This is a genomic window from Enterobacter sp. E20 (assembly GCF_000801755.2).
GTDB classification, from domain to species: Bacteria; Pseudomonadota; Gammaproteobacteria; order Enterobacterales; family Enterobacteriaceae; genus Enterobacter; species Enterobacter asburiae_B.
On record NZ_CP012999.1, the window covers coordinates 2,896,635 to 2,911,272 of the forward strand.

At 55.0% G+C, this 14,638-nt stretch carries 14 protein-coding genes; 9 read left to right on the plus strand and 5 right to left on the minus strand.

Features of this window, described 5'->3' with window-relative positions:
- Positions 1 to 99 precede the first annotated feature (99 nt).
- From yebS to NI40_RS13545, 4 genes are all read left to right on the plus strand, one after another.
- The gene (gene yebS, locus NI40_RS13530) at positions 100 to 1,383 is read left to right on the plus strand and encodes a membrane integrity lipid transport subunit YebS (RefSeq protein WP_023312213.1); all 1,284 of its coding nucleotides are present in this window, start codon (positions 100 to 102) and stop codon (positions 1,381 to 1,383) included.
- Complete coding sequence (locus NI40_RS13535) at positions 1,352 to 3,985, plus strand: PqiB family protein (RefSeq protein ID WP_039263642.1); 2,634 nt, start codon at positions 1,352 to 1,354, stop codon at positions 3,983 to 3,985. The genes yebS and NI40_RS13535 overlap by 32 nt, the downstream gene beginning before the upstream one ends.
- Positions 3,986 to 4,062: 77 nt before the next feature.
- Positions 4,063 to 5,505, plus strand: coding sequence for a 16S rRNA (cytosine(1407)-C(5))-methyltransferase RsmF (gene rsmF, locus NI40_RS13540; RefSeq protein ID WP_039263643.1), 1,443 nt, complete (start codon positions 4,063 to 4,065; stop codon positions 5,503 to 5,505).
- Between the two features lie 106 nt (positions 5,506 to 5,611).
- Positions 5,612 to 5,851: a YebV family protein gene (locus tag NI40_RS13545; RefSeq protein ID WP_008500472.1), complete on the plus strand. Its 240-nt coding sequence runs from the start codon at positions 5,612 to 5,614 to the stop codon at positions 5,849 to 5,851.
- Between the two features lie 34 nt (positions 5,852 to 5,885).
- Here the strand turns inward: NI40_RS13545 and pphA are convergent, their stop codons facing one another.
- Positions 5,886 to 6,530 carry a protein-serine/threonine phosphatase gene (pphA, locus tag NI40_RS13550; protein WP_033145837.1) on the minus strand — a complete coding sequence of 215 codons (645 nt, stop codon included), beginning with the start codon at positions 6,528 to 6,530 and terminating at the stop codon, positions 5,886 to 5,888.
- Between the two features lie 166 nt (positions 6,531 to 6,696).
- Here pphA and NI40_RS13555 point away from each other — a divergent pair, with 166 nt between their 5' ends.
- Both NI40_RS13555 and NI40_RS13560 read left to right on the plus strand, forming a co-directional pair.
- Complete coding sequence (locus NI40_RS13555) at positions 6,697 to 7,638, plus strand: VirK/YbjX family protein (protein ID WP_039263644.1); 942 nt, start codon at positions 6,697 to 6,699, stop codon at positions 7,636 to 7,638.
- Between the two features lie 173 nt (positions 7,639 to 7,811).
- Positions 7,812 to 8,708: a benzoate transporter gene (locus NI40_RS13560; protein ID WP_039263645.1), complete on the plus strand. Its 897-nt coding sequence runs from the start codon at positions 7,812 to 7,814 to the stop codon at positions 8,706 to 8,708.
- A gap of 439 nt (positions 8,709 to 9,147) precedes the next feature.
- Here NI40_RS13560 and NI40_RS13565 read toward each other — a convergent pair whose 3' ends face one another.
- Genes NI40_RS13565 through yobA form a run of 3 tightly spaced genes read right to left on the minus strand, consistent with a single transcriptional unit; the run spans position 9,148 to position 10,745 of the window.
- Positions 9,148 to 9,486 carry a YebY family protein gene (locus tag NI40_RS13565; RefSeq protein ID WP_039263646.1) on the minus strand — a complete coding sequence of 113 codons (339 nt, stop codon included), beginning with the start codon at positions 9,484 to 9,486 and terminating at the stop codon, positions 9,148 to 9,150.
- 16 nt (positions 9,487 to 9,502) lie between these two features.
- The gene (copD, locus tag NI40_RS13570) at positions 9,503 to 10,372 is read right to left on the minus strand and encodes a copper homeostasis membrane protein CopD (protein WP_039263647.1); all 870 of its coding nucleotides are present in this window, start codon (positions 10,370 to 10,372) and stop codon (positions 9,503 to 9,505) included.
- A gap of 1 nt (position 10,373) precedes the next feature.
- Positions 10,374 to 10,745 (minus strand): CopC domain-containing protein YobA, encoded by a 372-nt coding sequence (yobA, locus tag NI40_RS13575; RefSeq protein ID WP_033145842.1) that lies wholly within the window; start codon positions 10,743 to 10,745, stop codon positions 10,374 to 10,376.
- Positions 10,746 to 10,881: 136 nt separating this feature from the next.
- On the opposite strand from yobA, the gene NI40_RS13580 reads away from it, so the two are divergent.
- The 3 genes from NI40_RS13580 (at position 10,882) to exoX (ending at position 12,560) form a co-directional block, all read left to right on the plus strand.
- A complete protein-coding gene (locus NI40_RS13580; RefSeq protein ID WP_008500465.1) occupies positions 10,882 to 11,112 on the plus strand; it encodes a DNA polymerase III subunit theta in 231 nt (76 codons plus the stop codon).
- A gap of 110 nt (positions 11,113 to 11,222) precedes the next feature.
- Positions 11,223 to 11,873, plus strand: a complete 651-nt coding sequence (locus NI40_RS13585) for a carbon-nitrogen hydrolase family protein (RefSeq protein WP_039263648.1) — start codon at positions 11,223 to 11,225, stop codon at positions 11,871 to 11,873.
- 24 nt (positions 11,874 to 11,897) lie between these two features.
- Positions 11,898 to 12,560: an exodeoxyribonuclease X gene (exoX, locus tag NI40_RS13590; protein WP_010432611.1), complete on the plus strand. Its 663-nt coding sequence runs from the start codon at positions 11,898 to 11,900 to the stop codon at positions 12,558 to 12,560.
- Here the strand turns inward: exoX and ptrB are convergent.
- Positions 12,557 to 14,617 (minus strand): oligopeptidase B, encoded by a 2,061-nt coding sequence (gene ptrB, locus NI40_RS13595; RefSeq protein WP_039263649.1) that lies wholly within the window; start codon positions 14,615 to 14,617, stop codon positions 12,557 to 12,559. The two genes, exoX and ptrB, sit on opposite strands and share 4 nt — an antisense overlap.
- Positions 14,618 to 14,638 lie beyond the last annotated feature (21 nt).

The window sequence follows — 14,638 nt, forward strand, 5'->3', positions numbered from 1 at the left end:
GCATAGCCTATTAAAATAAGCATTAAATGCGCTCATGCTCAAGATGAATCCGTTCATGAGTTATTATAACTTTCAACAATACTTATTTGTGCGCAGCTGATGGCCTTAAAAACAACCAAAATTACGCCGACAAGAAAGATAACTGTCCATACGGTGAGCGAAGCTTTGCCACGTGCACATTATCAGCGTTGCCCCCAGTGCGATACGCTTTTTATGTTGCCGAAGATGAAATCGCACCAAAGTGCCTTTTGTCCCCGCTGCGACGCCAAAATTCGCGATGGCCGCGACTGGTCGCTCACCCGCCTCGCCGCCATGGCCGTCACCATGCTGCTGCTGATGCCCTTCGCCTGGAGCGAACCGCTGCTGAAACTCTACCTGCTTGGCGTACGCATTGACGCCAACGTGCTGCAGGGTATCTGGCAGATGACCCGTCAGGGCGATCCCATCACCGCTGCCATGGTGCTGTTCTGCACCGTTGGTGCGCCGCTGGTGCTGGTCGCCGCCATTGCCTATCTGTGGTTTGGCAATATTCTCGGCATGAACCTTCGCCCGGTGCTGCTGATGCTGGATAAGCTCAAAGAGTGGGTGATGCTGGATATTTATCTGGTGGGCGTGGGCGTTGCGTCGATAAAGGTACAGGACTACGCCTTTTTGCAGCCCGGCATCGGACTCTTTGCTTTCATCAGCCTGGTATTGCTGAGCATCCTGACGCTGATCCACCTGAACGTTGAACAGCTCTGGGAGCGATTTTATCCTCAGCGCCCCGCCACGCGTCCTGATGAAAATCTGCGCGTCTGTCTGGGATGCCACTATACCGGCTTGCCCGACGCGCGTGGGCGCTGCCCGCGGTGTCACATTCCGTTGAGACTGCGGCGCAACAACAGCCTGCAAAAATGCTGGGCCGCGCTGATCGCCTCCCTGGTGTTTCTGATCCCAGCCAATATGCTGCCGATTTCCATCATTTACGTGAATGGCGGGCGTCAGGAGGATACTATCCTCTCCGGGATTATCTCCCTTGCGCACAGCAACGTCGGGGTGGCGGCGATCGTCTTTATTGCCAGTATCCTGGTTCCCTTTACCAAAGTGGTGGTGATGTTTACCCTGCTCATCAGCATTCACTTTAAGTGTGAACAAGGCTTACGGACCCGCATTCTGCTGCTGCGGTTCGTCACCTGGATTGGCCGCTGGTCAATGTTAGATCTGTTCGTGATTTCGCTGATGATGTCGCTCATCAATCGCGACCAGCTACTTGCTTTTACAATGGGACCCGCGGCTTTTTATTTCGGCTCTGCGGTGATATTGACTATTCTTGCTGTGGAATGGCTGGATAGCCGCTTACTTTGGGATGCACATGAGTCAGGAAACCCCCGCTTCGCCGACTGAAGCGAGAATTAAAACAAAACGCCGCATTTCGCCATTCTGGTTGCTGCCCGTCATCGCCCTGATGATTGCAGGCTGGCTGATCTGGACGAGCTATGAAGATCGCGGGAGTACCGTCACCATTGATTTCCAGACCGCCGACGGCATCGTCGCCGGGCGAACGCCCGTTCGCTTCCAGGGGGTTGAAGTGGGTACGGTTCAGGACATCTCCCTTGGAAAAGGGCTGAACAAGATTCAGGTGCGGGTCAGTATTAAATCTGACATGCAGGATGCCCTGCGCAGCGAAACGCAGTTCTGGCTGGTCACGCCAAAAGCGTCTCTGGCCGGCGTGTCAGGGCTGGATGCGCTCGTGGGCGGTAACTATATCGGCATGATGCCGGGTAAAGGAGAGCCGCAGGATCACTTTGTTGCCCTGGATACACAGCCCAAGTACCGCCTCAACAACGGCGATTTAATGATCCATCTGCAGGCGCCGGATCTCGGTTCTCTGAACAGCGGTTCGCTGGTCTACTTCCGCAAAATCCCGGTTGGCCGCGTGTACGATTACGCGATCAACCCGAATAAACAGGGCGTCACCATCGACGTGCTGATCGAGCGTCGCTTCACCAATCTGGTGAAAAAAGGCAGCCGCTTCTGGAACGTCTCCGGCGTGGATGCGGACCTCAGCCTGAGCGGTGCGAAAGTGAAGCTGGAGAGTCTGGCCGCGCTGGTGAATGGAGCCATTGCCTTTGACTCCCCGGAAAACTCAAGCCCTGCCACCGCGGATGACTCATTTGGATTGTACGCTGACCTGGCGCACAGCCAGCGCGGCGTGATCGTCAAACTCGCCCTGCCCGATGCTAAGGGGCTAAAAGCCGGTTCAACGCCGCTGATGTATCAGGGGTTGCAGGTTGGTCAGCTCACCAAAATGACGCTCAACCCGGGCGGCTCGGTCACAGGAGAAATGACTGTCGATCCGAGCGTGGTCGACCTCCTGCGCGAGAAAACGCGTATCGAAATGCGCAGTCCAAAGCTCTCCCTGAACGATGCCAGCCTCAGCACGCTGTTGACCGGCAATACGTTTGAGCTCATCCCCGGTGAAGGTGAGCCCAGCAATAGCTTCGTGATTGCCCCGGCGGATAAATCCCTGCTGCAAAAGCCGGGCGTAGTGACCGTCACGCTGAATGCGCCAGAAAGTTACGGAATCGAAGCCGGCCAGCCGTTAATTTTACACGGCGTGCAGGTCGGTCAGGTGCTGGAGCGCAAGCTCTCCGCGAATGGCGTGACCTTCTCGGTCGCCATCGATCCGCAGTACAGCGACCTGGTGCACGGTGACAGCAAATTCGTGGTGAACAGTCGCGTCGATGTGAAGGTGGGACTGGACGGCGTGGAATTCCTCGGCGCCAGCGCCAGCGAATGGGTTAACGGCGGCATCCGCATTCTGCCCGGTGATAAAGGCCCCGTTCGCGACAGCTATCCGCTGTATGCCAACCTGGAGAAAGCGGTTGAAAACAGCCTGAGCGATCTCCCTACCACCACGCTGACATTAAGCGCCGAGACGCTGCCGGACGTACAGGCAGGATCCGTGGTGCTGTATCGCAAGTTTGAAGTTGGGGAAGTGATCGCCGTTCGCCCGCGTGCGGACGCGTTTGATATCGAACTGCATATCAAGCCGGAGTACCGCAAGCTGCTGACGCCAAACAGCGTCTTCTGGGCCGAAGGCGGCGCGAAAGTTCAGCTTAACGGTAACGGGCTGACCGTGCAGGCCTCCCCGCTCTCACGCGCGCTGCGCGGGGCGATAAGCTTCGATAACCTCAGCGGCGCGGGCGCGAATCTGCGCAAAGGCGATAAGCGTATTCTCTTCCCGTCCGAAACCGCCGCACGCGCCGTGGGTGGACAGATTACCCTGCACGCGTTTGATGCCGGTAAGCTGGCGGAAGGCATGCCAATCCGCTATCTGGGCATTGATATTGGACAAATCCAGAAGCTGACGCTGATTACCTCGCGCAACGAGGTGCAGGCCACCGCCGTGCTGTACCCGGAATATGTGCAGACCTTCGCCCGCACGGGTTCGCGCTTCTCGGTGGTGACGCCGCAGATCTCGGCCGCGGGCGTTGAGCATCTCGACACCATTTTGCAGCCGTACATCAACGTTGAGCCGGGCCAGGGTAATGCCCGTCGTGATTTCGAGCTTCAGGAAGCCACAATCACCGACTCGCGCTACCTTGGCGGCCTGAGCATCGTGGTGGAAGTGCCGGAAGCGGGCTCGCTGAGCATCGGCACCCCGGTTCTGTTCCGCGGCATTGAAGTGGGTACGGTCACGGGCCTGACGCTCGGTACGCTCTCCGACCGCGTAATGGTGGCGTTACGCATCAGCGAACGCTACCAGCACCTGGTCCGTAATAACTCGGTATTCTGGCTGGCATCAGGCTATTCGCTGGACTTTGGCCTGACGGGAGGCGTGGTGAAAACCGGCACCTTCAACCAGTTCATTCGCGGCGGTATCGCGTTTGCCACGCCGCCGGGCACGCCGCTGGCGCCGAAAGCGCAGCCGGGTAAACACTTCCTGCTGCTCGAAAGCGAACCGAAAGAATGGCGCGAATGGGGAACCGCCCTGCCGCGTTAATCTGAAAGGCTCCGGTGTCAACGCACCGGAGCCTTTATGTTACACTGCGCACCTGAACTTTTCCCTGTGGTGTGCCCGTGGCTCAAAACTCCGTATTTCTTCCTGAACAATTCCTGGCGCAGATGCGCGAGGCGCTTCCTTCTCAACTGTCGTTAGATGATTTTATCGCCGCCTGCCAGCGTCCGTTACGCCGAAGTATTCGCGTCAACACGCTGAAAATCAGCGTCGAGGATTTTCTGGCGCTGGTCTCGCCGTACGGCTGGCAGCTTACGCCGGTCCCGTGGTGCGCCGAGGGGTTCTGGATCGAACGCGATGACGAAGCCTCGCTGCCGCTGGGCAGTACCGCTGAACATCTGAGCGGTCTGTTCTATATTCAGGAAGCCAGCTCGATGCTGCCGGTGGCCGCCCTGTTTGCCGATGGCAATGCGCCTGAACGCGTGATGGATGTTGCCGCCGCTCCTGGCTCAAAAACCACGCAAATTGCCGCCCGAATGGGTAACCACGGGGCGATCCTCGCCAACGAGTTTTCCGCCAGCCGCGTGAAGGTGCTGCATGCCAACATCAGCCGCTGCGGTATTCATAATGTTGCCCTGACGCACTTCGACGGACGCGTGTTTGGCGCCGCCTTACCGGAAGCCTTCGATGCCATTCTGCTGGACGCTCCCTGCTCCGGCGAAGGGGTGGTGCGTAAAGATCCCGACGCGTTAAAGAACTGGTCAGTTGAGAGCAACCTTGAGATCGCCGCCACGCAGCGCGAGCTGATCGAGAGCGCATTCCATGCCCTGCGCCCAGGCGGCACGCTGGTCTATTCCACGTGCACCTTAAACCGCGATGAAAACGAAGACGTCTGCCTGTGGCTGAAAGCGAACTACCCGGAGGCAGTTGAGTTCCTGCCGCTTAACGGCCTGTTCGCCTCGGCACAGGAGGCGGTCACGCCGGAGGGTTTCCTTCACGTGTTCCCGCAGATTTACGACTGCGAAGGTTTTTTTGTGGCGCGTTTGCGTAAAACGCAGGCGGTTGCTCCCCTGCCCGCACCTAAATTCAAGGTCGGCAACTTCCCGTTTTCCCCTCTTAAAGGTCGCGATGCAGCACAGCTTGAAGCCGCCGCCAAAAAGGTTGGGCTGGTCTGGGATGAGAGCCTGCACCCCTGGATGCGTGATAAAGAGATATGGCTGTTCCCGGCACAGATCGAGCCGCTTATCGGAAAGGTCCGTTTTTCGCGAATCGGGATCCGCCTGGCGGAAGTGCATAATAAAGGGTATCGCTGGCAGCATGAGGCCGTTATCGCCCTTGCCGGAGGCGAGAATACCTTTGCCCTGACGCATCAGGAAGCCGAAGAGTGGTACCGTGGTCGCGATGTCTATCCGGACAGCACGCCATCAGGCGATGAAGTGATAGTGACGTATCAGGGATATCCGCTGGGGCTGGCAAAAAAGGTCGGCTCAAGGCTGAAAAACAGCTATCCGCGCGAGCTGGTTCGGGACGGCCGTCTGTTTACCGGTAACGATCGCACAGCCTGAAAAAAAGCGCATTTTTTTACTGGCGATTTTGCTCTCCTTGTCTACGATCAAAAATGGGTGATCGCACTGGTCATACCAGATTTTGACAACCGACCCGGAGAGCACTATGACGAAAACCAGCGTGCGTATTGGCGCTTTTGAGATCGACGACGCAGAGCTGCGCGGCGAAGCACAAGGCGATCGAACGTTAAGTATTCCCTGCAAATCCGACCCGGATTTGTGCATGCAGCTCGATGCATGGGATGCAGACACCAGCGTCCCGGCAATACTTGATGGCGAACATTCTGTCCTTTACCGTGAGCATTACGATAGTAAAACCGATGCCTGGGTCATGCGTCTTGCCTGACCTAAAGAGAACCCGCCCGAAGGCGGGTTATTTATTACTGCAGCTGCGCCAGCGTGAAGTAACCGTCGAAAACAGCACCCGTATCAATGTAGTGAAGATTATTAAAATCATATCTTCTGTCGAGGGGCGTATGCCCAAACCAGAAATGATCCGCGCCGCTGATGCCCTCCCCTTTGCCCACCATAAATCCCATCAACCTGTCGCGGTTCCATAAGACGCGCTGGGCGCTAACCGGTTTTTGCCATCGGTATTCCGCGGCCGGATAATCCGCATGGGCAATCACATTCAGACCGTTCGCACAGGTTATCTCGATGATATGCGGTAAATCGCGACAGGCGTCGAGCAACGACAGGGCCAGCTGTTGCTGGTCGCGTTCAAGATGCGAAAACCATATTCCGCCATTCATCGTCCAGAGTGAAAAATCGTTATTATCCAGACTGTCGAGAGCCATTTGCTCATGGTTTCCCCGCACGGCACGAAACCATTTTTCATGAATTAACTGCAGGCATTTAACGCTATCAGGGCCACGATCGATCACATCCCCGACCGAAATAAGTAAATCCTCATACGGGTTAAAGTGACGGCGTTTAAGCTCATCCATAAGCCACTGGTAACAACCGTGTATATCGCTGACAACCCAGACGTGACGCCACATCCCACCTTCAATTCGCTGATACATAGAACCTCCTTTAAACAGTATAGCCGCCGCAGAAAAGGCGACAGACCGGCGCGGTCGTCACGAAGTGAAACAAACGGTAAACCAAACAGAAATAAAGATCCTCACGCTATTAATCCCTTTTTATTGGCTCTTTAGAATAAGGGTATAAAAAAAGAGGGGTCTTCACGTGTCTAATACGCACCTGCATAACGATGTTTTCTATCCGCATCGCACAAACATTATTTCCGAGCTGGTGAACGGCAAACGCGTGCCGGGTCCAATCTGGCGTAAACGCGAATATCGCCTGAAATTCCTTTTACGCTCGCTTCTGTTCTGGTCTTCTACCCATCGCATGCTGGAAGCCCTTTCGGGTCGCGACGATTTCGACAGGCTGCTGGCCTCTCAAATTACGTTGCCCAGCAAGACCCACCGACAGTATCTGATGCGCGGCCTGACGGCTAACGATCGCGCCGACGCTATCGTCAACCATTACTACTGGATTGATAGCCTGAGAGAGAGCGGTCTCGCTCAGGCCCTGAGCAGCCCGCAGGAGCAAACCGTTGTGCAGTTCCATGCCAAAGACGGTGCTACCTATACGGTCAATGCCTCCTCTGCGGGGAAAGCCGAGCGCGAAGGCGAAAGCACGCTGTGGCTACGCGACAACGAAGATACGCTGCTGGCCAGCCTGACCTTTAGCGTCGCGCGCAGTAACGGTCAGCAAGTCATGGTCATTGGCGGGCTTCAGGGACCTCGTCGCTGCGTATCGCGAGACGTCATTAAACAGGCCACCCGCGCCTGTCACGGCCTGTTCCCTAAGCGCGTGTTAATGGAAGTTCTTTTTCAGCTGGCTGCACAGTCATCTGTCCGGGCGATTTTTGCCGTCAGCGACGAGGGGCACGTTTTCCGCGCGTTGCGATATCGCCTGAGCAAAGGCCGCCATTTCCACGCCAGCTACGATGAATTTTGGGCGTCTCTGGACGCTAAAAAACTTTCAAGCTTCTGCTGGCAACTGCCGCTGCAAATGGAGCGTAAATCTCTTGAAGAAATTGCCAGTAAAAAACGCGCCGAATACCGCCGTCGCTTTGAACTGCTCGATGAAATAGAGGCATCCGTTAAGTCCCACTTTTAAGCCTGGCTGGCGTCTTCGCTCACTGCATAGCGGATGCATTCCGTTTAAAAAAGAATGATAAAGCAGCCCACTATTGCACAGGGCGAGGGCGCTCAGTTAGCATTGCGCGAAATGAAACCGGCGAATGCGTTGGGAAAAGCGCAATGCGGGCGCAAAAATGAGGGACTTCGGTAATGATCTATGACTGCTTCTTATATTACGATGAAGATATGCTTCTCGAAATCAGGCTGAACACGCTCGCGGACGTTGTCGATCGCTTCGTTATCGTTGAGTCAACCCATACCTTTACCGGTAAAAAGAGGCCGCTGCATTTTGACATTAATAAATACAGCCAGTTTAAAGATAAAATTATCTACGTTGTTCATGATAAAGAACCGATTACGAAAGCCGCTGAAGAATCACACCCGGCTCGGGAGGTGATTCCGGGTCTGCCAGAGGGAATGGTGGTGGATGCGTGGGCAAATGAAGCCGCGCAGAGGAATGCCATCATGCAGGGTTTGACGCATGCCAACGATGATGATTTGATTTTAGTTTCCGATGTCGATGAGATATTTTCACCACAGGTGGTAGCATCGATAAATCCCAAAAAGCTCTGCACCACTATTTATCAGAATTTCTATAATTATCAGTTTAACCTGCAGGTTTTTAATACTGACAACACACCAAGAAAATGTAAATTACCGCGAGCCACACAATATAAAAATCTCGTTAGTTTCTTTGGCGGCGAACCTGAATCATTCAGGAATCTTAAACGCACCCGAAGCGTTAAAAACTGGTCCTGGCTAAAGTGGAACTGGTTCAAGATTAACAACAGCATTATTGACAATGGTGGCTGGCACTTCTCGTGGGTAATGACACCCGAGCGCATCTCAGAAAAAATGTCGACCATATCCCATACTGAATACGATCTTCCTGAGTTTAACAACCCGGAACACATCATGAAGGTCATTAAAAATGCGGAAGATATCTGGGGGCGGGACAGGACGTTAATCAAGCAAGAGCTAACGGTTGAAAACTTCCCGGAGTACATTGTCCGCCACAAAGACAAATTCAGCGCGTTCATTATTTAACTTAGGGCTGCCCTTTTGCTCGCCAGAGGGCGTTTGCTCAGCGGTCGCTCGGCCACAAAATTTTAACAAAGATCCCAAAAAACCCTGGACGCACGCGGTCCTGAGTATGTTATGGTTTAGACAGGATATGGAATGTTCGAGAAAGTTTCGGGTGATTTAGAGTCAACACCGAACAACGCTTTGAAAAACATACAGATAAAAAGAGACCGAATACGATTCCTGTATTCGGTCCAGGGAAATGGCTCTTGGGAGAGAGCCGTGCGCTAAAAGTTGGCATTAATGCAGGCTAAGTCGCCTTGCCTTTTAAGAATAGATGACGACGCCAGGTTTTCCAGTCCACAGCAAAAGCGGCCGGAAAAAAAGCGCCAGAGCATCATTAAAAGTGAAAAACCGCAGTGCTTTCGTCAGCATCTGCGGTTTTTTATTGGAAACCCGAACGTTAGCAGAGCTTGTCGGCGCGCTCGATAAACGGTGCCAGACTCATTTTTTGTCCCGGATGCGACGGGTCATCGATTTGAATAATACTAATCGGCTGGCCGCTGCTCTTGCCGCTGGCTACCTGCTGCTCTGCGGTATCATTCAGCGGGTATTGCACCAGCGTGCTCGGATTGATGGCATACAGCGCATGACCTGGACGGCAGGTCAGCATCACCTCTTCGCGATTGAACGCCCATTTGTCCTTACCTACTTCAAAACGACTCACGGTGATAACCTGCGGTGCGGCAAGCGCGCTCCCCGTACAGGCCAGCAATAAGAGAGAAAGTACTGTCTTTTTCATATGATATTCAACCTTGTCAGAAGGGTTCCCAGGTGGCGAACAGACTGACCGTTGCCAGCACCAGCGCTCCCAGCACCACTTCTGCCTGTGTCATCCTGATAAAAATCTGCTTTGCTCGCCCGCTCTCCGGACGAAACCGTGGCACCAGAAAATACCGATTTGCCAGCGCAATTACCACCATCAACGCCACCAGCGCACATTTGAACAACAAAAACCGCACGTAGCCAGCCTGCCAGGGAATATCGAGGCCCAGTATCATGAGCGCATTTATCACCCCGGAGAGCAGCACGCCCGCAACGGCGTAATGCCCCACGCGCGAGAAACGCATCATGGTAAAGATGGCGGCATTCTGCCAGCGCCCTTTCGCCAGACGCATGCAGAACAGCAGGGGCAGTAATCCGCCAAGCCAGGTGGCGGCACAGATCAGGTGAAAAGCATAATTAAGACGCTGCAGCGCCCCCATCGGACCGTCGTTCATCGCTGCGTGCCCTACCCCAGCCAGCAGGATAAGCTGTCCCATTGCGAGCAGCAGCAGGCGCGAACCTTTCAGCGGCGCGAGCCATGCGGCACTAACCGTCAGCGCAGCGAGGATTATTTGCCACAGCCAGACGCCGCCAAACCGGGTTCCCATCACGCTGAACCAGATCTGTGGCGCAAACACATCTCCCCAGCCGTTGCCCATCAATCCGCCCTGCAGCATAAACATCAGGACCGCTGCCGCAAGGCTCACTAAGGCCGCCACTTTCTGCTGCGACTGGAATCGCCGGGACAGCAGACGGTGGAGAGAGGAAGGCGCAAACCAGACGCTGTAAAGCGCATTGCCAAACACCAGCATCAGCGCTCCGAAATGGATAAAGCGTAGCCCGATATAACACAGCGCCAGCATGCTATTTCACGCTAAAGTGATAGCTGCCTTTGGTTTTATGGCCGTCCACGGAGACCACATGCCAGTCCACCTGGTAAGTCCCTGACGCCAGCGTTTGTTCCAGCGGAACGGTGAGTTGAGCCTTGTTCTTTTCGTCGCGCGTAGCGGTTCCCGTTTTGATGACCTGCTTTTGCGCATCCGTTACCACTACACCGCTAAATCCAGGTTCGATACCTTCTGAAAAATTCAGCGTAAGTGCCTGCGGTGCGGTCACGACGCTGTCTGCTGCCGGGATCTGCTGTTTAAGATGTGCATGTGCCAGCACGGAAGGCGTCATCATTGTCGAGGCCACAAAAACCAGTGCGCAGACCGCGCGGGAAGCGGAGAAACCCATCCTATCATTCCTTTTTGTTATGTCTGTATGCTAAAGAATAACGCTGTATAATAAACGAGTCGAGGATCATCCTGCCTCCGCTTGTCATCGTCGTGCAATCGCGGTAACGTTGCCGCCGCATAAAAAGGAGAAGGTAATGAAGATCAATCTGGCCGCCCTTCCGCAGGACGAGATGGATAAAGTGAATGTCGATCTCGCTGCCGCTGGCGTCGCGTTCAAAGAGCGTTACAACATGCCCGTCGTGGCTGAAGTCGTGGAACGGGAACAGCCCGCCCATCTGCGCGACTGGTTTCGCGAAAGACTCATCGCCCACCGCCTCGCCTCGGTCAACCTCTCCCGTTTACCGTACGAGCCTAAAGTTAAATAAGCTTAACGAGTCGTTACATTTCCTTACGCGGAATCTGGCAGGATAAGAAAACCCTGATTATTTTAGGTGTATTCTTAAATCTCTGCGACTCAGTGTATAAGGAAGTCACGATGTCACATTGGAATATAGCGGCAGCCCAGTATGGCGGGCTGCATCAGACTGTAGATGACCATGTTACGCACCACCTTCGCTTCATCGCCGAAGCAGCACGGCAGCGGTGCGATCTGCTGGTTTTCCCTGAACTCTCATTAACGGGCTCTGGCTCGCCGACGTTACCTCCCCCGCCCGATGACGCGCAGCTGGAGCCGCTGCTCAACGCGGCGCATCAACACCAGATCACCGTTATTGCCGGGCTCCCCCTGGAGCAGAATGGCCAGCGCCAGAAAGGCCTTGTGCTGTTATCGCCCGCTCGCCATCGCATTTTGCGCTATCCGCAAGGGCGTGGTGCCAGCCTCGTGCCGGGGGATAAACACCTTACCATCCTTGATGCATATCCCGATTCGCCCAATCTCGATCCCCGGGCAACGCTTGTTACCAGCTGCCAGTCGGTGGGGGATCATCGCTGGCGGCAGTCCATCAGTAACCTGCAGCGCTTCGCGCATAAATATGCCATTGCAGTGCTGATGGCGAACGCCTGCGGCGGTAGCGCGCTGTGGGATGAAAAAGGCCAGCTGATCGTGCGCGCGGATAAGGGCGAGCTTCTGGTGACCGGCACGCTCGGCGGAGAGGGTTGGCAAGGCGATATCATTCCTTTAGGCTAGGCGTTTTAAGCTCAGGAGTTTTCAATGCTGCGCGTCATCGATACCGAAACTTGCGATCTTCAGGGCGGAATAGTGGAAGTGGCCTCTGTCGACGTGGTTGATGGTAAAATCGTCAACCCAATGAGCCATCTGGTGCGTCCCGATCGCCCCATCAGCCCTCAGGCGATGGCTATCCATCGCATTACCGAATCGATGGTGGCGGATAAGCCGTGGATCGAAGAGATTATTCCGCACTACTACGGTAGCCCGTGGTACGTCGCGCATAACGCCAGCTTTGACCGCCGGGTGTTGCCTGAAATGCCGGGGGAATGGATTTGCACCATGAAGTTGGCGCGTCGTTTGTGGCCTGGGATTAAATACAGCAACATGGCGCTGTACAAGTCCCGCAAGCTCAGCGTTCGTACCCCTGAGGGGCTTCACCATCACCGCGCCCTGTATGACTGCTATATCACCGCCGCGTTGCTGATTGATATTATGAATATCTCTGGCTGGACGCCGGATGACATGGCGACGATCACCGGACGTCCCGCGCTGCTGACCACGTTTACCTTTGGTAAATATCGCGGGAAGCCGGTGTCCGAGGTGGCGGATAAAGACCCGGGCTATTTGCGCTGGCTGTATAACAACCTCGACAGAATGAGCCCGGAGCTGCGCTTAACACTAAAACATTATCTGGGCGACGCTTAACGCTCCGCACGGCCTGGCAGCGTGTCCTGCGCCAGGCCTATTAAAAAGGCATATTCCAGCGCAACCCCTTCGTACGATTTAAATCGCCCCGATTTCCCTCCGTGTCCGGAATCCATATCGGTACACAGCAGCAGCAGATTGTCATCGGTTTTCAGCTCACGCAGTTTTGCCACCCATTTTGCCGGCTCCCAGTATTGCACCTGAGAATCATGCAAACCGGTGGTGACCAGCATATGCGGGTAGGCTTTCGCCTCCACGTTATCGTACGGGCTGTACTCTTTCATATAGCGGTAGTACATCTCATCCTGCGGATTCCCCCACTCCTCAAATTCCCCGGTAGTAAGGGGAATGGATTCATCGAGCATGGTCGTGACCACATCGACAAAGGGAACCTGCGCGACAATCCCCTTAAAACGGTCGGGACGCTGGTTGATTGCCGCCCCCATCAGCATGCCGCCCGCGCTGCCCCCCATCCCAAAGCAGAGCTGCGGATCGCCGTATCCCTGCTCAATCAGCGCATCGCAGACGTCGAGGTAGTCATTGAAGGTGTTTTTCTTCTTCAGGAATTTCCCGTCTTCATACCAGTGCTGGCCCAGCTCACCGCCGCCGCGAATATGGGCGATGGCGAAAACAAAACCGCGATCGAGCAGGCTTAGCCGGCTGCTGCTGAAATCGGCGTCCATGCTTGAGCCATACGAGCCGTAGCCGTACACCAGAATCGGGTTTTTGCCTTTCTGGAAATGAGCCCGATGGTAAACAAGAGAGACCGGCACCTCCACGCCATCACGGGCGGTGACCCACAGGTGCTCGCTGCGGTAGTTTTCGGACTCAAACCCTTTTACCTCGGTCTGTTTAATCACCTGGCGCTGCCCGGTATCCATATCCAGCTCAAACAGGGTGTCCGGCGTGGTCATGGAGGAGTAGCCGTAGCGCAACCGCGACGATTCGGGTTCAGGGTTGAATCCAATCCACGTCACGTAGGCCGGGTCATCAAACGCAATCCCCACCACTTCCCGGGTTTTACGGTTGATTTGCCGGATACTGGTCAGCCCGCGCTGACGCTCTTCCACCACCAGCCAGTCGGTAAACAGGGTGAACCCTTCCAGCATTACCTGATCCCGCGCGGGGATAAGCACCTCCCACTTGCGCTCATCGCGGACTTTGGTTTTATAGAGACCAAAGTTTTTGCCCTCGCGATTGGAGCGCAAATAAAAGCTGTGCTGGAAGTGATCCAGGCTGTACTCGTGATCCTTGCGGCGCGGCAGGAAACAGAGCGGCTGGGCGTCCGGCAGTTCGGCATCCAGCAGCAGGACTTCCGACGTCGTCGCGCTGGCAAGGAAGATAATCACATAGTGGCGTGAGGAGGTTTTATGCAGGCTGACATAAAACGTTTCGTCTTTCTCTTCATAAACCAGCTCGTCGTCAGCGGAGTCTGTTCCCACGGTATGTCGCCACACCTGGTAAGGCAGCAGCGTCGACACGTGCTTTTTAACGTAGTAAACCGTCTCGGAATCATTCGCCCAGACAAAATCCGGGGAGACGTTTTCCAGCATTTCCGGATACCAGTTGCCGGTCTCCAGATTGCGAAACCGCAGGCCGTACTGGCGGCGGGAGAGATAATCCTCCGCCAGCGCCATCACCGCGTTGTCAGGGGAAATGGACATGCCGCCCAGGGTATAAAACTCGCTGTGGGCGGCGCGCTGGTTGGCATCCAGCAGAATATCCCACTCATCCCATTCGGCGCTTAACACCGACTGACGCTGGTAGATGGGATACTCATTGCCGGGCTCGTAAATATGGCGATAGCGATAGCCATTTTTGGTCCAGGGCGCGGAGATATCGCGCTGAGGAATACACTGCACCATTTCATTCAGGAGCTGGTCCTGAAGCGTCTGCTGGCTGGACATGACCTTGCGGCCATAGTCGTTTTCCTCGTGCAGGTAGTCGAGTACCTCTGGCCGGGAGCGAGAATCGTCCCGCAGCCAGTAATAGTTGTCTATACGCGTATCGCCATGCGTGGTGATCGCATAAGGAGTACGTCGGGCTTTCGGTGGCATGTCATCATTCTTTTAAGATTT

Coding starts and splice junctions, on each gene's coding strand:
- NI40_RS13565 (WP_039263646.1), bottom strand. CDS start 9,486: ATGAAAAAGACAGTACTTTCTCTCTTATTGCTGGCCTGTACGGGGAGC.
- ptrB (WP_039263649.1), bottom strand. CDS start 14,617: ATGCCACCGAAAGCCCGACGTACTCCTTATGCGATCACCACGCATGGC.
- NI40_RS13580 (WP_008500465.1), top strand. CDS start 10,882: ATGAAGATCAATCTGGCCGCCCTTCCGCAGGACGAGATGGATAAAGTG.
- exoX (WP_010432611.1), top strand. CDS start 11,898: ATGCTGCGCGTCATCGATACCGAAACTTGCGATCTTCAGGGCGGAATA.
- NI40_RS13545 (WP_008500472.1), top strand. CDS start 5,612: ATGACGAAAACCAGCGTGCGTATTGGCGCTTTTGAGATCGACGACGCA.
- NI40_RS13585 (WP_039263648.1), top strand. CDS start 11,223: ATGTCACATTGGAATATAGCGGCAGCCCAGTATGGCGGGCTGCATCAG.
- pphA (WP_033145837.1), bottom strand. CDS start 6,530: ATGTATCAGCGAATTGAAGGTGGGATGTGGCGTCACGTCTGGGTTGTC.
- copD (WP_039263647.1), bottom strand. CDS start 10,372: ATGCTGGCGCTGTGTTATATCGGGCTACGCTTTATCCATTTCGGAGCG.
- NI40_RS13560 (WP_039263645.1), top strand. CDS start 7,812: ATGATCTATGACTGCTTCTTATATTACGATGAAGATATGCTTCTCGAA.
- NI40_RS13535 (WP_039263642.1), top strand. CDS start 1,352: ATGAGTCAGGAAACCCCCGCTTCGCCGACTGAAGCGAGAATTAAAACA.
- yebS (WP_023312213.1), top strand. CDS start 100: ATGGCCTTAAAAACAACCAAAATTACGCCGACAAGAAAGATAACTGTC.
- yobA (WP_033145842.1), bottom strand. CDS start 10,745: ATGGGTTTCTCCGCTTCCCGCGCGGTCTGCGCACTGGTTTTTGTGGCC.